The sequence below is a fragment of the Paenibacillus sp. J2R1T-4 genome, assembly GCF_059692235.1.
On record NZ_JCAUBA010000012.1, the window covers coordinates 43,236 to 64,510 of the forward strand.

The 21,275-nt window shown below is 49.6% G+C and carries 17 protein-coding genes and 2 pseudogenes; 17 read left to right on the forward strand and 2 right to left on the reverse strand.

Going from position 1 to position 21,275, the window contains the following annotated elements:
- The first annotated feature begins 70 nt into the window (after positions 1–70).
- Positions 71–4,108, forward strand: a complete 4,038-nt coding sequence (locus AC58QD_RS19665) for an FIMAH domain-containing protein (RefSeq protein ID WP_497336389.1) — start codon at positions 71–73, stop codon at positions 4,106–4,108.
- A gap of 64 nt (positions 4,109–4,172) precedes the next feature.
- Here the strand turns inward: AC58QD_RS19665 and AC58QD_RS19670 are convergent, their stop codons facing one another.
- Positions 4,173–5,336, reverse strand: a complete 1,164-nt coding sequence (locus AC58QD_RS19670) for an ROK family protein (protein ID WP_497336391.1) — start codon at positions 5,334–5,336, stop codon at positions 4,173–4,175.
- Between the two features lie 320 nt (positions 5,337–5,656).
- Between AC58QD_RS19670 and AC58QD_RS19675 the strand changes: the two genes are divergently transcribed.
- The 11 genes and pseudogenes from AC58QD_RS19675 to AC58QD_RS19725 all read left to right on the forward strand — a co-directional run.
- On the forward strand, positions 5,657–7,102 hold the full coding sequence (locus AC58QD_RS19675) for an ABC transporter substrate-binding protein (protein WP_497336393.1): 1,446 nt from the start codon (positions 5,657–5,659) through the stop codon (positions 7,100–7,102).
- A 61-nt stretch (positions 7,103–7,163) separates the two neighbouring features.
- Positions 7,164–8,111 carry a carbohydrate ABC transporter permease gene (locus AC58QD_RS19680; RefSeq protein WP_497336395.1) on the forward strand — a complete coding sequence of 316 codons (948 nt, stop codon included), beginning with the start codon at positions 7,164–7,166 and terminating at the stop codon, positions 8,109–8,111.
- 34 nt (positions 8,112–8,145) lie between these two features.
- Positions 8,146–8,982: a carbohydrate ABC transporter permease gene (locus AC58QD_RS19685; protein ID WP_497336397.1), complete on the forward strand. Its 837-nt coding sequence runs from the start codon at positions 8,146–8,148 to the stop codon at positions 8,980–8,982.
- A gap of 63 nt (positions 8,983–9,045) precedes the next feature.
- Positions 9,046–9,789, forward strand: coding sequence for a Cof-type HAD-IIB family hydrolase (locus AC58QD_RS19690; protein ID WP_497336399.1), 744 nt, complete (start codon positions 9,046–9,048; stop codon positions 9,787–9,789).
- A 73-nt stretch (positions 9,790–9,862) separates the two neighbouring features.
- Positions 9,863–11,029, forward strand: coding sequence for an ROK family protein (locus AC58QD_RS19695; protein ID WP_497336401.1), 1,167 nt, complete (start codon positions 9,863–9,865; stop codon positions 11,027–11,029).
- A gap of 115 nt (positions 11,030–11,144) precedes the next feature.
- Complete coding sequence (locus tag AC58QD_RS19700) at positions 11,145–12,689, forward strand: extracellular solute-binding protein (RefSeq protein WP_497336403.1); 1,545 nt, start codon at positions 11,145–11,147, stop codon at positions 12,687–12,689.
- 128 nt (positions 12,690–12,817) lie between these two features.
- A complete protein-coding gene (locus AC58QD_RS19705; protein WP_497336405.1) occupies positions 12,818–13,735 on the forward strand; it encodes an ABC transporter permease in 918 nt (305 codons plus the stop codon).
- Positions 13,736–13,768: 33 nt separating this feature from the next.
- On the forward strand, positions 13,769–14,632 hold the full coding sequence (locus AC58QD_RS19710) for a carbohydrate ABC transporter permease (RefSeq protein ID WP_497336407.1): 864 nt from the start codon (positions 13,769–13,771) through the stop codon (positions 14,630–14,632).
- A gap of 51 nt (positions 14,633–14,683) precedes the next feature.
- A complete protein-coding gene (locus AC58QD_RS19715; RefSeq protein ID WP_497336409.1) occupies positions 14,684–15,283 on the forward strand; it encodes a YdcF family protein in 600 nt (199 codons plus the stop codon).
- A gap of 139 nt (positions 15,284–15,422) precedes the next feature.
- A complete protein-coding gene (locus tag AC58QD_RS19720; RefSeq protein ID WP_497336411.1) occupies positions 15,423–16,526 on the forward strand; it encodes an SGNH/GDSL hydrolase family protein in 1,104 nt (367 codons plus the stop codon).
- 69 nt (positions 16,527–16,595) lie between these two features.
- Positions 16,596–16,703 (forward strand): annotated as a pseudogene (locus tag AC58QD_RS19725) (Nif3-like dinuclear metal center hexameric protein); the annotation flags it as partial.
- A 16-nt stretch (positions 16,704–16,719) separates the two neighbouring features.
- Here AC58QD_RS19725 and AC58QD_RS19730 read toward each other — a convergent pair.
- Positions 16,720–17,907, reverse strand: a complete 1,188-nt coding sequence (locus AC58QD_RS19730; protein WP_497336413.1) for a CapA family protein — start codon at positions 17,905–17,907, stop codon at positions 16,720–16,722.
- A gap of 222 nt (positions 17,908–18,129) precedes the next feature.
- Between AC58QD_RS19730 and AC58QD_RS19735 the strand changes: the two are divergent.
- From AC58QD_RS19735 to AC58QD_RS19755, 5 genes and pseudogenes are all read left to right on the forward strand, one after another.
- Positions 18,130–18,537: pseudogene (locus AC58QD_RS19735) on the forward strand (His/Gly/Thr/Pro-type tRNA ligase C-terminal domain-containing protein); the annotation flags it as partial.
- An 87-nt stretch (positions 18,538–18,624) separates the two neighbouring features.
- Entirely contained in the window at positions 18,625–19,299 is a 675-nt protein-coding gene (locus AC58QD_RS19740) for an RNA polymerase sigma factor (protein ID WP_497336415.1), read from the forward strand.
- Positions 19,300–19,364: 65 nt separating this feature from the next.
- Positions 19,365–19,763, forward strand: coding sequence for a VOC family protein (locus tag AC58QD_RS19745; RefSeq protein WP_497336417.1), 399 nt, complete (start codon positions 19,365–19,367; stop codon positions 19,761–19,763).
- 209 nt (positions 19,764–19,972) lie between these two features.
- On the forward strand, positions 19,973–20,128 hold the full coding sequence (locus AC58QD_RS19750; protein WP_497336419.1) for a hypothetical protein: 156 nt from the start codon (positions 19,973–19,975) through the stop codon (positions 20,126–20,128).
- A 150-nt stretch (positions 20,129–20,278) separates the two neighbouring features.
- Positions 20,279–21,274: a glycoside hydrolase family 130 protein gene (locus AC58QD_RS19755; RefSeq protein ID WP_497336421.1), complete on the forward strand. Its 996-nt coding sequence runs from the start codon at positions 20,279–20,281 to the stop codon at positions 21,272–21,274.
- Position 21,275: the final 1 nt, after the last annotated feature.

Sequence of the window (21,275 nt, forward strand, 5' to 3'; positions counted from 1 at the left end):
GAAAGGAGGGACTAGTCACTATCAAAATAGATTTGCTTGCAGTCATCCAATAAAGGAGATGAGTAGATAAGTGAATAAAAAGTTATTAACGCGCTGTGTGACCTGTCTATTGGCCGCTAGCTTAGTTGTCAGTCCTCTGCTGCCCGCGGCTCCGTTCGCAGCCTCAGCAGCAACTCCTGCGATGGATCCTGTCCCTCGCATGCTGATTACAGAGCTTGTCCCCGACTCTGGGGGAGATGTAAGCGGAGAAGATCCGTTCGAATATGTTGAAGTTTATAATAACAGCGATCAACCTATTGATTTTAAAGATTATTCCATTCTGTACCGATATCCCGGAGAACCTGGGAATGATTTGTTCTGGCGGCCTTATACGGATCAACCTCTAATTATCCAGCCAGGGCAGGCCGTCGTGTTCTGGGCGGTTACAACGGAAGGCAAAACGAAGACAATCGCTGACTTCAACGCTCACTTCGGCACGTCTTTGGTGGAGAACCGCGATATCGTCCGCATGCCGGGCGGCCTAAATAACCTTCGGGAACGAACAATCGTCGTAGCCACGAATACCGGACACGATATTGCTCGCGCCAGTTACAATCAAGGCGTGTTGGATGTGCAAACGGACATGAGTATCGTATATGGCACCCCGGAAGCGGGCAGCTTGGATATGAAACTTTTAAGCGCGAAGACTGTGCCTGCTTCGCCCGGCACGTTGTCGCCCGGACAGGTTACCGGAGAGCCGCTTCGCACGGTGCCGGACACAGTACCGCCTGAGGTCCGGGATATCAGCGATCCATCGGGCATCGATTTGATCAAGCCGATTGAGTTGGCCGCGCAGGCCAGTGACGAACGCTTGCTCGCCAGCGTAGCTTTGTATTATAAGTCAAACAAGACCGCAGACTACATGAAGGTTCAGATCCCTCGCGGCGCTGACGGGAACTTCCACCATTCATTGGAGATGATGGAGTGGTTCGGCAGCCCGACGTTGGAATATTATTTCTCTGCTTCAGATGGCAGCAATGACGTTGCCACCCCGCCGCGCACGCTTTCTCTAGCCGGAAACGAGGAAAACCCTTCGCTGAACGTGCAAGAGGGTGAGGTGCTGACCGGTGAGCGGGTGCTGATCGGCTCTGCGGCCGGTGTTGCGGACGGGCTGTCGTTGTCCATTGACGGCACGCCTGTGAGCCCGACAGAAAAAGCGTTGGAGAAGACCTCCTATTTCGTTTTCGAAGCTGACGACATTAATATAGGTCAGAACCTCATTACAGTGGGCAGCGAGACCTTATATCTCATTCCATTCGATACCCAAGATTATCAAACTATCGTGGTTCCTGTGCGTCCGGATTTGTTCCGCTACGGGCAGCCGAACCCGATCGCGATCCGGGCGGGTTCCGCAACTCGCGCGTATTATGAAAACCAACCGGAGCCCGCGGTGGATGATTTCAATATTCGCAATGTCCGTCTTGTTTTGGCGGACGGAACGGTCGTGAAGGATCCGAAATATTCGAATCCCGCCACCATACTGGATATGGGAGACAACGGCAGGTTCCTGCCTGTCGTTTATTTTAACTTCTCCATTCCGCAATCGTATTGGGACGGCGTATCCTATCGCTGGAATACTGCCGTTGCCGGAGAGGGCCGTCACCGGATTGAAGCGGTGCTGCCGGATGGCCGCCGTGATACGGCGAATGTAACGGTCGATAATCAAGGGCCAATGTTGACGACGAACATCGTGGAAGGGCAACAGTATAAAGGGCCCTTTGTAGTCGAGGCTACCGCCTACGACGCTGCGTCCTCCGTAAAATCGTTGGAGATAATGCTGGATGACAAAGTGATCGAGGCACCCTACGCGACTTCCTCCGCGGCTTTGGCTCCCGGTACTCATAAGTTAGCGCTAAAGGCAGTAGACAGTGCGGGAAAGATCAGCGAAAAAACCGTCAGGTTCACTACACCGGTGGAGCAGCCTGCTTCGCCAGTCCTGGTACAGCCTGCGGATGGTGCACAAGACACTGAAACGGATGCAGTTCTGCAGGTTTCGATTACCGATCCTGCAGGGGATCCGCTAAATGTCAGCTTTTATCAAGGGAAACGCCTGACTGCGGCAGACCCTGAGGTCACTGTCTATTCACACTCGGCGGTCGTCGAGCCTCCTGTTTCGTTGTCCCATCCCGGGGAAAGGCAACTGACTGCTGAAGAGAAAACAGCACTGGGGAAATCGGATGACCAATATGTCACTTCCGATTCAACGGAACAATTCCCATACCAACGTTTCGAGGTAGAAGTAGGTTCCGAAACGGGAGCTGGTGACCGCATTGAGTTGAACTGGGAAGGAAACTCGCTCAAAGGACGGAAGGTAAGCCTTTACGCTTGGAATCACGCTGCAGGCAAGTGGGATTCGCTTGCTTCGATGGTCGCAGTGTCAGAAGAGGACTTTACGTTGTCTACCGTCATAGATGGGGGCAATTACGTACGCGAAGGCCGCGTGCAGGCGCTGGTGCAGGACGAGATCCCTCGCCGCGACCAGTATGATTTTACATTCGGGTTAATGCCGGATACGCAGATTTACGCGGAAATCCTGCCGGAGTATTTTGAGTCACAGGTCAATTTCTTGCGTGATGCTAAAGATACAATGAATATTCAATATGTCGCGCATGTTGGAGATATTGTCAACTCTGCCGGCATCGCCGGGCAATGGGAACGTTCCAGCCGCTTCATGAAAGTGTTGGAGGACGCCGGAATTCCGTATGGCGTAGCAGCGGGTAACCATGATGTATTCGATGGAGGCGCAACATCCGTGCCGGATTATTCGGCATTCTCGCAGCATTTCGGTGCTAGCCGCTTTGAAGGGAAGCCATTCTACGGCGGCTCTTACAAAGACAATCGAGGGCACTACGATTTGATTTCGACGCATGGAAATGATTTTATTTTCCTTTACATGGGATGGCGCGTTAGCGACGAAGATATGGACTGGATGAATCAAGTGCTGAAGCAGTATCCGGATCGCAAAGCGATAGTGGTGTTGCATGAGTATTTACAGAATAATGCAGCACGCTCTGCTACCGGGAACATAATCTATCAAAAGGTCGTTGTCCCGAACTCCAACGTGGTAATGGTTCTGAGTGGACACTTTACAGGCAGCGCGCTGCGGACCGACCAAATTGACGATAACAAGGACGGCAAGCCTGACCGCAAAGTGTTCCAGATCCTCGCGGATTACCAGGGGGTTCCGAACGGCGGCAACGGGTATATGAAACTGCTTCATTTTGATACGGAATCCGATACCGTCTATGTCAACACTTACTCGCCGTATTTGGATGATTACAACCATTACGATGCGGCAAAGGACGAATTTAAACTTAACTTGGAGCTCACCCCGCAGGTGAAGCGGGTCGCAACAGACGTGATGGAAGTTAAAGTTTATTCCGACGAGGCGATCGGCAGCGTTCAGGCGGCAAGCGGCAGCACGGCTCAAGTAACCTGGGCAGGCCTCAATGGAAGCCGCACCTACATGTGGTACGCGCTAGCGGAAGATGCATTTGGCGGACGCGCATACTCGGACATCTGGTCTTTCCGGACCCGACTGACGGTGCCGGCACCGGAAGGGGTCGAAGCTGCGAATGTTACCGCTGAATCGGCAGAGCTAAGCTGGAGTCCGGTAACGGCGTCTGACGGCTCGACCGTCACGTATCAGGTTTATGGAAGTGCCGGCTCCATGGCCACAGTTACAGGGAACGTGTACCAACTAACCGGTCTTCAGCCGGACACTATGTACATGTTCCACATTACGGCGATGCACCCTTCGGGTATCGTGTCGGGTCCAAGTGTACCGGTCACATTTACGACACCGATCAACCTGGCCGCTCTGCACAATGGTGTTCAGAGATTCATCGAATCCGGGAAGCTGAAGCATCCTCTTTCCAACCAGCTGCAGCAGGCTTTGCGCCAAGCGGAAGACCATGAGCAAAAGGGGCAGAGGAAACAGGCGATCAAGAAAGTCGAAGACTTCCTCAAGTACTTGGATCAACAGGGCAACGAGGACAATGCCGCACCGGATGCCAGACAGTGGCTTGCCGAAAAGGGTCAGGCACTCATCAGGATTTGGGAAAGCTGAATTCTTACACAGTTGGTGTATTAAAAACGGGCGTCCCCTCAATGAAGGGACGCCCGTTTCATTTTTACAAAGACAAGCTGTCCAGCGAAATCTTGAACATGCTTTGCAGTACAAGGCCGACAGCGAGGGCAGTTTCGTCAGCCATATCTGTGATGTGAATAAACTCTACATTCCGGTAAGTCTCAGGGACATTGGCGAGCACACGCGTCTTGAGTTCTTCCGCGAATGATTCGCCCAGTGCTTGCAGCACCCGTCCGGTTATTAAAACGTGATCGGGGTTCAGCAGTGTGACCGTATTGGAGATGGCCAACGTAATCGCAGCTGTCAGAGCATCGCGAAGCTGCAAGGCATCCGCCTCATTCGAACTCCATGCGTGCTGGAATTGTTCGAGTGAGAATCCGGCATTTTTGTCTAATCCCCATGTGGAAGCTAGCGTTGTAAGGCACCCCTTCCCTCCACAATAGCAGTTGTATGCAAAGGGAGGGGCAAATGCCTTGTAATGCGCCAATTCACCGGCCACAAAGCCGGATCCGGTAACAAGCTGCTTCTCAACGACAATCGCACCGCCAATTCCTCTGTCGAATTTAAACGTTAAATTGTTTTTAGAGGACAACAGGCTTCCTGCCATATTTTCGTTGAGCGCCAACAGGTTCGTGTCATTCTCCAGGTAGACTGGAATTCCATACTCCGTCTCCAATAGCTCTGCTATGGGGATCCGCTTCCAACCGAGGCCAGGTGAGCGGAGCAATATGCCTTGGCTGGAATCGACCAGTCCGTAAACACTGAAGCCGATGCCCTTAATTTGAGAGGGATCGGGGATTTCGGCAATCAGCTTGTCGAGAACCCCACGGACCACCCGCAGCAAATCATCCTCCGAATGATAACGTTCTTCGCATAACTCTGCTTCAGCTAATTTCTCGTTCTGGAGATTGTAAACTGCACCTCGGGCGGTAGAACCGGACAGCTGTATGCCGACCGCACAGAAGCGGGACCCGTTAATGAGTAAAGGGACCCGCTTGCGTCCACTGCCGCTTTCTAGAGACTGTGGCTCGCCTTCGATGATCAACTGTTCCTCCAGCAGCCGGTTAACAATATTGGTTACGGTCTGCTGGCTTAAACCTGTTTTCTGGGCGAGTTCCACCCGTGAGATAGGACGCTCTGAGAAGATCAAATGCAGTACTTTTTGCTGATTGATTGATTTTAGCAGCGAATGGCTAGGATTTTTCAATGGGGATTTCGACCTCTTCTCCCTTTAGCTCAGTACAGTTTCGTTATTGAAATCAGTTTACCACTATCATCTTCTTCGGAAAAGAAAGAAAAATCAATTTTGTCGAAACATTGCTATTGATGAACTCAAGAAAACAAGATATATTAATAATAAATAAAATTGATTTATTAATAGAGGGGTTAATTGTAAGCGTATGCTAATCATCAAGGAACTGATAACCTTTACAAAATATATACGCTCACTTAACAATGAGTCAACAGTTAGCCTGTATGCTTATATTAATAAATCAATTTTTTTTACTAATTCGAGGGGGTTTCAGTATGAGAAAAAATTTTGCAAAGCTGACGGCTCTAAGTTTGACGGTCGCCATGTTCGGTTCCTTGCTGGCGGCGTGCAGCAGCGGTAACACAGAGAAAAATCCGGGAGCCCAGACCCAACCGGGCGCAGCAGTGGAGGTTTACGACAACGGTTTGCCGAAGAACGAGAAAGTAACGCTGAAGGTCGGATTTTTCATGGGTGGTTACGGGCGCGAATGGTTCGACTATGCTGTCAACTCTTTCACAGCCAAATATCCGAACGTTTCGTTCGATATTACGGCATCGGCAGATATGAAAAACACCATTCAAACTAAGATTGCAGCAGGCAACGATAACGATATGTTCGATATTTTTAACACATCACCTGCGTCAGGAATTGTGCCATTGGCGGAAGCCGGAAAACTCGAACCCATGGATGATTTATTCAACAAGAAGCTTGCGGACGTTCCTGATAAAACGGTTAAGGACATGATCTTGCCGGGAATGTTTGAATCGTTCACCAGAGTCAACGGTAAAGTATACGAGTTCACTACAGCCAGTTCGTTCGGTGGATTGTTCTACAATAAGACCTTGTTCGAGAAAAACGGTTGGAACCAAACTCCACGGACATGGGCTGAATTTAACGACCTTCTCGCAAATATCAAGAAAGCCGGCATCACTCCAATTACATTTCCGGGTATTCATCCAAGCTATTACGACTGGGCCTTCGGCGATGCCAAAATATTTGAATTGGCAGATATGAAAGGCGGCGCGGATAAGTACATTGAAAATTTCAAAACGTATACGGGCCCGCAATATACGTCACCTGAAAGTATAGAGCATTGGAACCGTCTTTATGAATTAGGCAAGAAAGGCTATTTCCCTGAAGGCTTGCCTGCATTAACGCATACCCAGTCCCAGATGCAGGTTATTCAAGGGCAAGCTGCGATGGTATCGACAGGAAGCCACGTAGAGAATGAAATGAAGAAGTCGACACCTGATGACTTCAAATGGGGCTATATGGCGGTTCCCTTCGTCGAGAACAAAAACCAGAAAATTTGGATTAAAAGCGGCATTACGAACTTCAACTATATGTGGGCAGCCAAACCGGAATTAAGCAAGAAATGGTCCAAGGAGTTTATTGTCTGGTTGTTGACACTGGAAAACCAACAATTTGCGGCTGAAAAATCAGGGGCTCTCCCGATGCGTAAAGATTTAATCAACGATTCCGCAAAAGTTGCAAAACTTTCGAGTTCCGCTCAAGCCATATTGAAGTACATTAAGGAAACCGATGCACGGACATATAAAGCGCACAGAACCGTCAGCATCTCGGATCCGAACATGGCCAAAGCGACAAAGGTTAGAGACGAAGCGATTACGAAAATCGTTTTGGGCAAGCAGGATCCTAAACCAATGCTTGAAGAAGCGGAAGACCTACTGCAGCAAGCTGTTAAAGCACAGAAGAAATAAACAGAAACGAGCGGGGAGGAATTCCTCTCCGCTTTTATTTCATAATAGGAGTTGACTTCCCTTGTCCGACTCAACGGTATTGAATGATTCGCAGACTCCGCTTCGAAAAATGGGGCTGGAAAAAGCGAAAACGCAAAAATTAATATTTTTGATCTTAGCCATCGTCCCGCCTTTCGGCGGATACTTACTGTTTACGTTATTTCCGAATATATTATCGATCTACTATGCCTTATTGGATTGGAATGGGATGACGGAACCCAAGTTTGTCGGGCTCAAGAACTTTGCTGCTGCTCTCCAGGATGAGTATGTCTGGCGTGCACTCGGCCATAACGTCATATTTATGATCACGGTTCCGGCTTTGGTTGTACTAATTTCTTTGCTCCTGGCCTATTTGGTTACGAATAAATCGTATTTCGAGAACGAATTCCTTAAAGTGCTGTTTTTCTTTCCTAATGTTCTGTCGATCGTTGTAGTCGCTCTTTTATGGGCATTCATCTACGATGGGACTTACGGCTTGCTGAATGGAGCACTCCAGCTTATCGGCATTGACATGAAGAACTTTTACTGGCTGGGCAGCGAAAGCACGGCGATCTGGGCGCTCATCCCGCCATGGGTGTGGGGTGGTGTAGGCTTGTACGTAATTATTTTTGTCAATGCCATGACGGCTATTCCCAAATCGCTTTATGAATCCGCCATTCTGGAAGGCGCCGGCCATATGACACGCTTGTTCCAGATCACTATTCCGCTGATTATGCCGGTCGTGCGCGTAAGTGTGCTGTTCCTCGTTGTAAGTACACTGAAAACCTTCGAGCTGATATTAATCATGACAAACGGCGGCCCGTCTGGTTCGACGGATGTGATTGGTCTATATATGTTCAACCTGGCATTCGGAAAAGAGTACATTAACTATGGTTACGCATCTGCTGTCGGTATGATCCTGTTCGTCATCCTGGTTACAGCCAAGCTCCTAATGGACAAATTTTTGCCGAACCGGGGAGTCGAGTTCTAGTTATTACTGTTCTAACGTGGGGAGTGAATTCGGGTTGAAAGAAAAAAGGACACTAATGGACGTCATTTGGCGTCTGGGTTTGTATATTTGGGCAATAACGATACTTTTCCCGCTGGCATGGGTTTTTTATGAATCCTTGAAGACCAACCCGGAATTTTTTAAGGATTTATGGGCCCTTCCCAAACAAATGCAATGGTCGAATTATGTCACTGCCTGGACCGAATATGGCTTTGGCCGATCCTTGTTAAACACACTTTATTATGTGGGCGGAAGCCTTGTCTTAAGTCTCTTTTTTACTACACTTAATGCCTACGCGCTGACGAGGATGGAATTCAAGGGTAGGAACCTCATTTGGGGCCTGATCATGCTTTCATTATTCCTTCCCGGCATTAATGCCCTAGTTCCTCAATTTGTAATCATGCGGGAGCTGCATTTAACGAACAGCCTGACTGGTTTGATTTTGCTGTCGGCCTTAGGAGAAAGTGTATTTTACTTGATGCTGCTGGGAGGCTTTATGAAGTCTTTGCCCAAGGATTTGGAGGAAAGTGCGCATATTGACGGTGCTTCGATCTTTCAAGTGTTTTGGCGGGTCATCGTGCCGCTTTCCACACCCGGGATTGTTACCGTAGCCATTTTCAAGTTCCTCGGATACTACAACAATTTTATGAGCCCGTTCATCTACTTGAGCGATCCGAAAAAATATACGATCGCGGTGCAAATGTATCAAGCTAACAAAATGATGGAATACACTACGGATTGGGTGACTTTGTTTGCGGGCGTAACGATTGCCATGATACCTTCCGTTATCGTATTTATAATTTTCCAAAAGATGATCATGCAGGGTGCGACCTTGGGCGCTGTCAAAGGATAAATTATTGATTGAAGTTCCGCCGGTTCATTTATCGGTAATTTAGACTCAGGGGAGGTACTTCAAATGGCAAATTATCGTTTGCTCGCTCTCGATTTAGACGGCACCACACTAACAGAAGACAAACAAATTATGCAGAATACGCGCACATGGATCCGTCGGGCGGTGGAAGCCGGGGTCACTGTTATTTTTTCGACAGGACGCGGTATGCAGACGGCCGGACAATTCTGGGATGATCTCCGGTTGGAAGCTCCAATGGTAATGTTGAACGGGGCAGAAATATGGAAAGGTCCTGGGCAGCTGTGGGAACGACACTTTCTTAAACAGGACGAGGTTCGGCGGCTCCACTCGATTGCCGTGGATGCGGATGCAGGGTTCTGGGGATACAGCGTAGAGAGCCTGACGGGCAGGAACGAATGGACGCTCGACATGTTCGAAAGGAACTGGATGAAGTTCGGAATCCATCATGACGACTTGAATGTCATTGCTGCGTTGCGTGAAAAGGTATCGGCCTTCGGTACTTTGGAAGTAACCCGTTCCGCGCCGATTAATATGGAAATTTCCAACGCAGGGATCACCAAAGAGGCTGGAGTAACGCGCGTATGCGAAATCCTGGATATCACTATGGACCAAGTGATGGCGATCGGTGATAGTCATAACGATCTGCATCTGATTCGCGCAGCAGGTCTTGGTGTTGCAATGGGAAACGCAGAGCAGGAATTGAAGCTTGCTGCGGACGCTGTGACGGATACGAATGAGCAGGATGGAGTGGCGGTGGCGATCCAGCGGTTCTTGTTCGGGATTTCGTAATTGGTTAAAAGTTAGTGACTTCAACAGTTTAACAGAACGCAGACAGTCTAATTAAGGCAGGTGATCGAATCGAATGTCGGGTGTTAAAGTGAAAAGTTACCAGCTGTTAAAGTCGATCAATCAGCAGAAGGTGCATTATCTCATCTATACCGAGGGACCTATTTCCAGAGTGGAGCTTGCCGAGAAAACCGGACTGACGCAGCAAACGGTGACCAATATCGTCAATCGGTTGCTGGAGGAGAAGATGGTGCTCGAAGGAACGCCTGTGACTAGCAGCAGCGGACGTAAGCCTGTGCCTTTGACCACGAACAGCTCGAATATGTTCGCACTTGGCATCGAGGTAGCCGGCAAGTATGTAAGTGGTTCCCTGTGTAATTTCCAGCAGGAACCAATCAAAAGGACGTACAGGGATGTGGAGAAATACGAGAGCGTAGACCATTTGTTGACGGTAATTCGGTCGGTTATTGACGAGTTGATGACCGACGTGCCGGACAAAAGCAGGATCAAGGGAGTCGGTATGAGTGTGCAAGGGCTGGTCGATACGAAGCGGGGCTTCGCGCTCAGGCTTCCAGGTTTGGGCTGGGGCAACTTCCCGCTGGTCGAACGATTGGAGGATGCTTACGGGCTGCCGTTCTATTTCGAGAACGACGTGAATCTGCTCGCTCTCAACGAGAATATGAACGGCGTGCTGAGCGGCTCGGACCATAACATTACGCTGAAGTTCGGTTATGGAATCGGCGGCGCTATCGTAGTCGGAAAACAGCTCGTGACGGGCTCGACCTTTGTAGCGGGCGAGTTCGGGCATTATAAAGCTTTTTCGGGGGAAGATGCCTATAAGTGCCACTGCGGCGTCTCCGGCTGTCTTACGACTCTCGCTTCAGTAAGCGGGATCTTCAGAAATGAGGGGCTGACATTGGGGGAATTCTCATCCCGTGTAAGAGCCGGCGACCGACAAGCGGTCAGGTTGTTCCGCAGAATTGTATCCGCCATCGAGTTGGCCGTCAGCAACGTGGTCACATTCCTCAACCCCGATCACTTAATGATTACGGGAAGCGTAATAGAGCAGTTCGCGGATATCCTGATGCCCGATTTGAAACGCCATGTGCTGGAGAATATACCGGAAACGTGCCGAGGCGTAAAAATTATCCACCTTCCCCATCCACCGGCAGAAACTACGCTTGCCGCAGGACTTGTCATTCGAAAGGTGTTTGAAATCCCCGTAGAGAGTTTGTCGTTATGAGAGTAATCAAACTAATAGCTCTTAATGAACATTATGTATTTTGTTAGGTGAACATCTGCCTACATAATAAATCAAGTTGATTAACTTTATTCAATAACGGAGAGGATTGTGTTCGATGAAAAAAGGATTGAAAGCAGTTTTGACTGCGGGAACTACGCTCGCAATCGTTGGTTCCTTGCTCGCGGCATGCGGCGGTAAAGAAACTGAATCGCAGGGAAACGGGGAGCAAGGAAGCACGGCGAAGGCAAGTAATACTCCTGCCGTGCTTAGCATGATGGTGGCTACGCACAACAGCTGGCCATATAAAGAAGATTGGCCGCTCTACAAATATTTTAAAGAAAAAACAAATATCGATATCAAGGTGCAAGCTCCGCCTAACGATTATACGACTTCGGTCAATCTGGCGATTTCCTCCGGCGAGCTGCCGGACATTATGAACATGCCGAGCCTTACCTTGGCCAATAAACTCGGCGCAAGCGGCGCTTTCGTAAACGTATTAGATCATCTAAACAAACTCCCGAACTACAAGAACTTTCTGAACGCGCATCCGGAAGTGAAAGAAACGGTGCTATCGGCGGACGGCAAAAGCTACATATTCCCGCTCTACGGGCTGGAGAAGGAATCGCGTCGCTCGTGGATTTACCGGGAAGACGTGCTTGCCAAGCACAATCTGAAGACGCCGGCTAACTACGACGAATTGTATGCGGTCGCCAAGAAGCTGAAGGAAATTTACCCGAACAGCTTCCCGATCGGCATTTTTGCCGGGTTGTCCCCGCTCACCAACATGGCTGCGGGCTTCGGGACCTGGAACGGCACGTATTATGATTACGACAAGAAGGAATGGCTCTACGGTCCGATCGAGGATACCTTCAAGGAATTGGTCGTATATATGAACAAGTTCTATAAGGAAGGGCTTGTCCCGCCGGATTTCATGGCATTGAACCGGAAGCAGTGGCAGGATCTGTTCGCCCAAAACAAATCGTTTATCGGATCCGACTACATCGGCTCGATAGACGAGCTGAACATTACGTTCAAGAAGGACAACCCGGAATTCAACATGAACTTCATGATTCCTCCGGTGGGTGGACCGAAGGGAACGCCGAAGAACGCCTACCCGGGTTTCCTGTCGATGGGCTTCTCTATCTCTGCCGTGTCCAAAAACCAAGACGCCGCATTCCGTTATATGGACTTCCTCTATTCTCCGGAAGGAACCGAGGTGGCGAGCTGGGGCAAGGAAGGCGAGACGTACACGGTCGAGAACGGCAAGAAGAAGTTTAAACCGGAATTCGTCAACTTTGCCGACCTGCGCAAGAAAACGGGTATTGCCACGTATGGAGCCTATACGGTGCTTGACATGAGCGGTTATTTCGCAATGTTCTCGCCGAACATGCAGAAGGGCTACGAGCAGATTGAAAAGTACGAAGCGAAACCGCAGCCGAGAATTGCTTACACCGACCAAGAAAACGAGTCGATTACGGCGGTAAACGACAACGTCAACAAATATAAGGAAGAACAGATCGCCAAGTTTGTGTTGGGGCAGCGCCCATTGACCGAATGGGACGCTTATGTGGCGGAAGTGAAAAAGCTGGGCGTACAGAAAGCTTTGGACATCAACAAGACAGCTTACGAGCGTACGCTTAAGTTCAGCTCGCAGAAATAAGCCGTATTGCCTTGCTCGAGAACGAGGACTCCCGTACGGCAGGCGATAGCTGCCGGCCGTGGGGTTCCTTTCTTTTCAACCGAATGAAACATAAGCCATTCAACACCAGAAAGGAGCGGATCGCCATGATGCCTTCCCGCACCAACACGCTGACTCGCAGGCTCATCAGGGACAAGTATTTGCTGTTTCTTGTCCTTCCTTGCTTTCTCTATTACGTCGTGTTCAAATATGTGCCGATTTTTGGCATAGTGATCGCGTTCAAAAACTACAGTCTGTTCAAAGGCGTTTGGGCGAGCGACTGGGTGGGTTTCAAATATTTTATCAGGTTTATCGAAAGCCCCGACTTTTGGCCGGTCATCCGCAATACGTTTTTATTGGGGTTGTACCGGCTCGTGTTTGGCTTCCCTGCGCCGATCATTCTCGCTCTACTGCTGAATGAAGTCCGTAACGCGCTGTTCAAGCGGTTCGTGCAGACGGTGAGCTACCTGCCGCACTTCATTTCCAATGTTGTCGTAGCTGGAATTACCGTCATGTTCCTGTCGCCGACAGGCGGGCTGGTGAACAATATGATCGATGTATTGGGTTTTGAGAGGATTACCTTCATGGTAGAACCGTCCTGGTTTCGGACCATCTACGTGTCGACGGATATTTGGCAGCATATCGGATGGGGGACGATCATTTACTTGGCGGCGCTTTCCGCCATTGACCCTCAGCAGTACGAGGCTGCGCGAATCGACGGCGCGAACCGCTGGAAGCAAATGACCCACGTCACGCTGCCGGGCATTATCCCTGCTGTCATGATTATTTTGCTGCTCGATATCGGCAAGATTCTCGAGGTCGGCTTCGAGAAGGCATATTTGCTCGCGACTCCTGTCACCTATTCGACGGCGGATATCATCAGCACCTACGTTTACCGAGTCGGCTTGTCTCAAGGCAATTACAGCTATGCGACGGCCATCGATATATTTACGGGCATCATCAGCTTTATCTTTATCATCACGGCCAATACGGTCAGCAAAAAACTGAGCGAGCACAGCCTCTGGTAACAATCCCGGAAACGGAAGGACGGTGACCCCGAGATGAAACAACGATTTCAACTATTTGATGTTATTAATATTGTGCTGCTTCTTGCGGTTGCGGTGTCGTGTTTGTACCCGTTTATCTACATGTTTGCCATCTCGCTGAGCGACAAGGTTTCGATTGCCAAAGGCACGGTATGGCTGTGGCCGAAAAACATGAACCTCGACAACTATCGGTATGTGTTTGAGGACGGTCGTGTTATGACGGGCTACCGGAACACCATCATATACGTGATACTGGGTACGGCGACATCCTTAATCATAACGGCTCTTGGCGCGTACGCGCTCTCAAAGAAGCATATGATTTTTCAAAAACAGATCATGATTCTCATCGTATTCACAATGTTTTTCGGCGGCGGGATGATTCCGACGTTCCTCGTCGTCAAGGAACTCGGATTAGTCAATTCGGTGCTGGCGATGGTGTTGCCCGGAGCGGTTGCCACCTGGAACCTGCTCATTATGCGCACGTTTTTCTCGGGTCTGCCGCACGAGCTGGAGGAATCCGGGAAAATCGACGGCTTGTCGGAGGTCGGGATCTTTTTCCGGATCGTCCTACCGCTGTCCAAGCCAGTGCTTGCTACGATTGGTCTGTACTACGCCGTTGGCATCTGGAATAACTTTTTGGGCCCACTGCTTTATTTGCGCGATGCGAATTTGTTCCCTCTTCAAGTGTTTTTACGTAACATCGTGCTTTCCGGTGAAATGATGAATGGTGAAGCTTCGGCTGCCACTGACCTTCAAATCGTAGGAGAAGCGTTAAAATATGCGACCATCCTAGTATCGACCGTCCCGATTTTGTGCGTGTATCCGTTTATTCAAAAATATTTCGTTCGCGGAGCGCTGATCGGTTCCGTCAAAGGCTAGTCCCAACAGGAAGCACGGATATCGAATTAGGATAGAGAAAAGGAAACCGTTATGACTATACTACTGACAATAGCAGGCATCATCGTCGCATTACCGCTCGGATATTATATTTGGATGCACACGACTGCCCTGCATCATGCGGATGCAGATGCATTAATCGTGCTCGGCTACCGCTGTGACAACGACGAAATGCATACTCTGTTGCGTGAACGACTGGATACGGCTCTATGGCTTATGGATAGGCACAATTACCGCAGCATAATTTTGTCGGGCGGGTCCGTAGGCTCGACGAAGAGTGAGGCGGAAATAATGCGGGAATATTTAATTCACCGTGGCGTAAAGCCGGAGCTTCTTGTGGTTGAAACATGGTCCTGCAACACGGTGCAAAATATGGTCAACTGCGAGCTGCTGATGAAGGAGCGTGGCCTCGAAACATGCCTTGTCGTCTCCAATTCGTTTCACATTCGGCGTATGAAATATATCGTCAAGTCACTCGGGATGGAGGTGCAGTTTTACGCGAGCCGTAAGCCTTCCAATTTAGCTGGTCAAATGAAGCTCACTTGGCAGGAGATCCGGGCATTTCGGCTCACCCTGCCATGGTTGGATAAGGTTGCGGGTATGAGGGAGAGGAAGATTATGGGAAAAATATGAAATGAAACCCGAAAGACGGTTAGTCAGGGAGAAACCCTTGGCCCGGCCGTTTTTTTTCTACGACTGTCCAATTTAGTCACCAGGGTGCCGTTATGATAGTTTTAAATAAATAATAGTATAGTCAGGAGGAGAAGGAACAATGGAGAGAAAAGAAAAACCAGTCAACGCGATACAATTGGACGCTAACATGCGAATTGAACAGTCAGACGACAACAATCTGAATTGGTATGCGCCGACGGAGGAACCGTTCCAGGTGGCGGGTTTTGCCTGGCGGCGGCAGGAGGGACGCTACAGGAGGTTGCCGGCTGCCCCCGCCTGGGCGCTGCCTGAGGCGGTGGATATACTGGCGAATTGCACGGCGGGCGGGCAAATACGGTTTACCACCGATTCCACAGCGCTCTCCGTAAAGGTGAAGCTCACGGGAGCGGCCAACATGTACCATATGCCGGCAACGGGGCAGTGCGGATTTGACTGCTACATCGGTGATGTCGGTGAGCAGTACTATTACAGCACGACCCGATTCGATCACCGGCTTGCCGAATACGAAAGCGTGCTTTTTGCGGGCATGGAAAAAGAACAGCGGACAGTAACGCTGAATATGCCGCTGTATCAGGGCGTGGAGGAAGTGCTCATCGGGCTGGACAAAGACGCGCAGGTCGCGCCGCCGCCGTCGTACTACTCGGATAAAAAAGTCGTCGTCTACGGCACCTCCGTCACGCAGGGCGGCTGCGCCTCCCGTCCGGGAATGGCGTACACGAACATACTCAGCCGCAGGTTTAACCTGGAGTTTCTCAACCTGGGCTTTTCGGGTAACGGCAAAGGGGAACCGGAGCTCGCCCGCATACTTGCGGAAATTGAGGACCCGGCATGCCTGATCCTGGACTACGTGGGGAATGTCTCCACAGAGCAGCTGCAAAAGACGCTTCCGGATTTCATTGCCATCTATAGGGAGAAACATCCATACACACCCATTCTGGTTATCTCAAGAATTACCCATGCGAAAGAAAGATTTCAGTCCCAAATGGCGCAGGAGAGGGCGGAACGGAAGCTGATCCAGATCCGGACTGTTGAGCAATGCCGGGAGAGAGGGGACGCAAACATCTTTTTTTGCGACGGGTCCGAGTTTCTCGGCGAAAACGCGCATGAATGCACGGTTGACGGCGCCCATCCAACGGACCTCGGATTCTTGCGAATGGCTGATGGTTTGGAGCCGGTTTTGCAACGTATTTTTCCCGTTGATTAAAAGCAAACGGCAATGGGCTATTGAACGTGGAGACGGAGAGAACGAAAAATCCAGGTTCAGGATGGACTAAGCCATACATTTACAGAGATATTCGGTGTTAAGTCTCTTGTCGAGAAGTTGAAAAATGAGTTTAACGAGATTGAGGTTATCTATCTTGAAGAGGAACACTTCGAGTAAGGATCATAAAACACCGTCAACGACTGGCCATCCGTTCTTGCATCCGAATAGTTGGACCATCCATGGTCACCCCATAGGAAATCGATTCTAGATAGCTATGTTGCTTACTCACATACTCTTCGCCTTTGGATATAATCTGGTTTTTCTCAATGTAATATGGAGTAAAAGACATATCGATCCGATCACGATATAGCGTAAGAAAGAGCAATCCCGTATCAGCTTTCGGTCCGCTTACATAGTCGGGAAAGAGAAAATTGCCAATAGAATAAGCGATAGGCTTCCCCTGATAGTACTCAAATCCTTGCAGCACATGTACATGGCTGCCGACGATTGCATCCGCCCCGGAGTCGATCATCTGTTTGGCGAACTCTCGCTGCCAAGGTTCAGGCCGATTGTTCATTTCGACTCCCCAATGAATGTAAACCATTAAATAATCGGTTTCATTTCGCTCCCGGGCGATAGCCTCCAACACCGGCTTGCGGTCGTACGCTTGTGCGATCCCAGGCTTGTTAACTCCCGCGAACCATTCTCCGGTAGGGATGAACCGAGAGAACGCGAGAAACTTAACCTTTTTCCCATTTAAAATCACATTTTTGGCGCTATAGGCTTCCTTAGCATTCATACCACCTCCAACATAGAGCAGTTCAGCTTTATCTAGATTTTCAAGTGTATCGAGGAACCCTTTCTGTAAGAAATCCATGCTATGATTATTGGCTACCGAAACCATATCAAACCCGGCATTCTTTAGCCCCATGAGTGATTCTGGATTGGATTTGAAATTATAAATCTGATTCGTATCCTTGGCACTCTCCAGCGTTACAGCTGTTTCGAGATTGACGAAGGCAAAGTCCGCTTTTTCTATTTGCTCTTTAACGTGTAAGAATGGAAAGTCGGGACCATGTTGCGCTATGGCTTCTCTAACAGACCAGTCAAACATTACATCCCCTGCAAATATCAGATTTATCGGATCATCGATCTCGTAGCTGGATTGGGAGAAAAAGCTCGTTGATGGAGAAGGCATAGGAGTTTCCACAGGGCTGAGGTTAGGCAGGTTAGGTGTTGTGCTGTCGAGGAAAGGTGTTTGAGACTGCACCTGTTCCGTTGAAACATTGTCAGCTGTCAACGGGACCTGGGAGAATTGGCAACCATGTAGCACTAAAGAAATTAGCGCCATGATAAGGCAGAGAACCAACTTTCGACTCACTAAAATCACTCCCTTGTCTTGGAAATGGGCTTTGCAAAGAAAAAGGACCCGAGTGGGTCCTTTACTATCCTTGGTCGCTAGAGGTTCGCACTTGGTGTCGCACAATTTGACTAAAACCATTTCTTAACCGCATAATCTCTCTCAGATTATTCGCTGCATAGCGTAATTATGACTTGCGAAACAATCAAGGTTATCTTGATCGGGCATTATAGCGTAAGATAATCGGAAAAATACCGACCAGTTGTTATTCATCGTGCAGTGTATGGCTCAATAGACCGGTTTATTGGCATTTTAACGGAACATTACAGTGGTGCATTTCCGCTTTGGCTTGCGCCAGTTCAAGTAAAGTTGTTACCAGTGTCGGATCACTTCCTTGACTATGCTCTTCGAGTAAAGAATGCTCTTGAAGATGTCGGCATACGAGTTGAGGTGGACGGGCGTAACGAAAAGTTGGGATACAAAATCCGCGAGGCTCAGCTAGAAAAAGTACCGTATATGCTTATAATCGGAGAAAGCGAAAAATTTTCGGGAACAGTAGCTGTCAGAAAACGTGGCGAAGGAGACCTTGGGACAAAAAGTCTACAGGAACTTATTGCCATGATATGTGAAGAAATAAATGATAAAAACTAGTGATATGGTATAATTTGGGCATATAAGCGACGACGGCGGTGATCACCTATCCCACATGTGAAGTTTGTAGAACAGTTAGAGCCTCATTTGGGTGTATTAGAAGCATATTGCAAACGTCTCACCGGCAACGGTACGGATGGCGAAGACCTGTATCAAATTACACTTGAAAAAGCCTATCGGGCTTACAGCGAGAAGTCAGCGATGAACCGGGCTTATTTGTTCCGTATTGCGAAAAACGCATGGATCGATCGCCATCGGACGAAAACCGTTCGCGAGGTGCCGCTGTTGGATGAGCATGTCGCGCATCAAACGGTGAACGATCTGAATGTCAGGGAAGCGTTCGAGGTCATGGCGGAGCGTCTGTCTGTCAGGCAATCCATCCTGCTTTTAATGATAGAAGTATTCAGATTTACAGCCAAAGAAACCGCGGCCCAATTAGGCTCCACGGAAGGCGCTGTGAAGGAAGCGCTAAAACGGGCCCGCCTCCGATTAGCTCGTTATACCCCGGAACCGGATGCCGATACTCGCCCGAAACCCGCTCTGTCTTCTTCGGCTGACGGGATGTCGCGGGAACGGATGGAGCTTTTTATCCGAGCGTTTCGAAGCGGAAACATCCAGCAAATCTTCACTTCATATAGGCAACTTCGCAATTGTGGCATCGACGTGGCCAAAGTTTGCATGCAGGAGGAGTACTTCTACTTTGAATTTCTTGATCCGAACGGTCATTTGATGCGAATCTTCTCGAAAAAAGTTTTGGGATGACCATTTCTTTTATACTCAGGGAACCGTTATATACTATTGAAGAACCATGTTGGGAGGGATCGTAGTTGACGGCAAAGAGATTTCATCTACAAGTAATAGAAGTACCGGTAAGAAATTTGAAAGAATCGGTGGAGTGGTATACGGGCATGTTCGGGCTCGGCTTCTGCTTCCCCTACAACGAAGGTGACGAGGAAGCTTGGCTGAATGTGAACGGGATGGGGTTCGGTTTGATCCATACGAATGAGGTTCCGAAAATGGAATTTGTCTCCGCCAAAGGGGAAAGGAAGATTTTCTTCTCTTTTCAAGTGGATAACATCCATGAACTCTACGAAGAGATGAGGCAGAAGGGCGCTGACGTCAAGGAGATGGTCTATAAACCAGGCGGTGGCTACAGCTTCCAATTTGTCGACCCTGACGGCAATTGCATGGGCATATGGGGTGGGTGGCCGAAAGAGGAGAAGTAGAAGAGGGGCGGCAACCCCTCTTTTAATGAATGAGTGTTGTTAGACAAGCAAACCCCCTTCAGATACATTTGAAGGGGGTTTCTAAATACTATTCTTTCTCGTTGATAACGTTGTGCGGAGGACCGTCCATTACTGCGGAGGAACTGATCAGAATCGCAGGTTCCGTCGTTTGCACCACCCCACGCTTCGAAAGAATAGGCGGTTGGAAGATGAGACTGCTTCAATGGCATGTGCCGAGAGCGAAGGAGATTCTGGACCGCTACGATCAATACGCTGGCGACTGCCAGGAATTCAGACTTGAATACGTCGGAAGCGGTCCGTCTACCTCCTATGAAGCAGGTAATACCGCAACCGTTGCGGCATAAAGGAGAAGAATCGTTAGGTACTTTGCTTCAAATAAAACCTGAACAAACCGACAACCTAAAAATTTTATCCGTTTCTCAATTGTTGCTAGCTGTGGAAGGGTACGAAATCTATTACAATAAGGAGGACATGTAATTAAGGAGGATGCAGCTATGACGCTCATCGGCTCGCTTAAATCCAGCCCGATCATAAAACGCTATCCCGGCAACCCGATTCTGACGGCGAACGATGTCCCCTATAAGCCTGCGCTCGTCTTCAATGCCGGCGTGGCCAAATATGAAGGCCAATACGTGATGGTATTCCGCAACGACTACGGCGATGCGGCGAGTGAAACGCTGCTGCCGCACAATACGACGAACTTGGGGCTCGCTTACAGCAAGGACGGCATCCACTGGGACGTGCAGCCCCAACCGTGCTTCGGGCTTGAGGACGACGAGATTATCCGTACGTACGATCCGCGTGTGACCGTCATGGACGGACGGTGCTACCTCTGCTTCGCGGTCGACACCAAGCATGGGGTCCGAGGCGGCATTGCAGTGACGGATGACTTCGCTAACTTCGAGGTGCTGAGCATGTCGGCGCCGGACAACCGCAACATGGTGCTATTCCCAGAGCGGATCGGCGGCAAGTATGTTCGACTCGAGCGTCCATTCCCAGTGTACGGCAAAAGTGGCCGGGACAGCTTCGACATCTGGATCTCCGACTCACCGGATCTTAAATATTGGGGCAACACCGAGCTGCTGCTCGGTCTGGAGAAGGTACCGTTCGCGAACGACAAGCTAGGTCCAGCCGCTCCGCCGATCAAGACGCCGCACGGCTGGCTGACTCTGTTCCACGCGGTCGACATCGACCCGGCTCGAGGCAAAAACGGCTGGGAGTCCTTCTGGCGGAAGCGGTACACGGCGGGGATCATGCTGCTCGATTCGGACAACCCATACAAGATCGTAGGCATGTACCAAGAGCCACTGCTCGCGCCCGAGGTCGGCTACGAAACGGAGGGCGGTTTCCGCAACGACGTGATTTTCCCGGGCGGCATGATTCTAGAGAACGATGGCGAAGTGAAAATCTACTACGGTGCCGCCGATACGGTGGAATGTCTAGCGACCGCCCACGTAGACGATTTGGTACGCTTATGTTTGACCCAGTAAA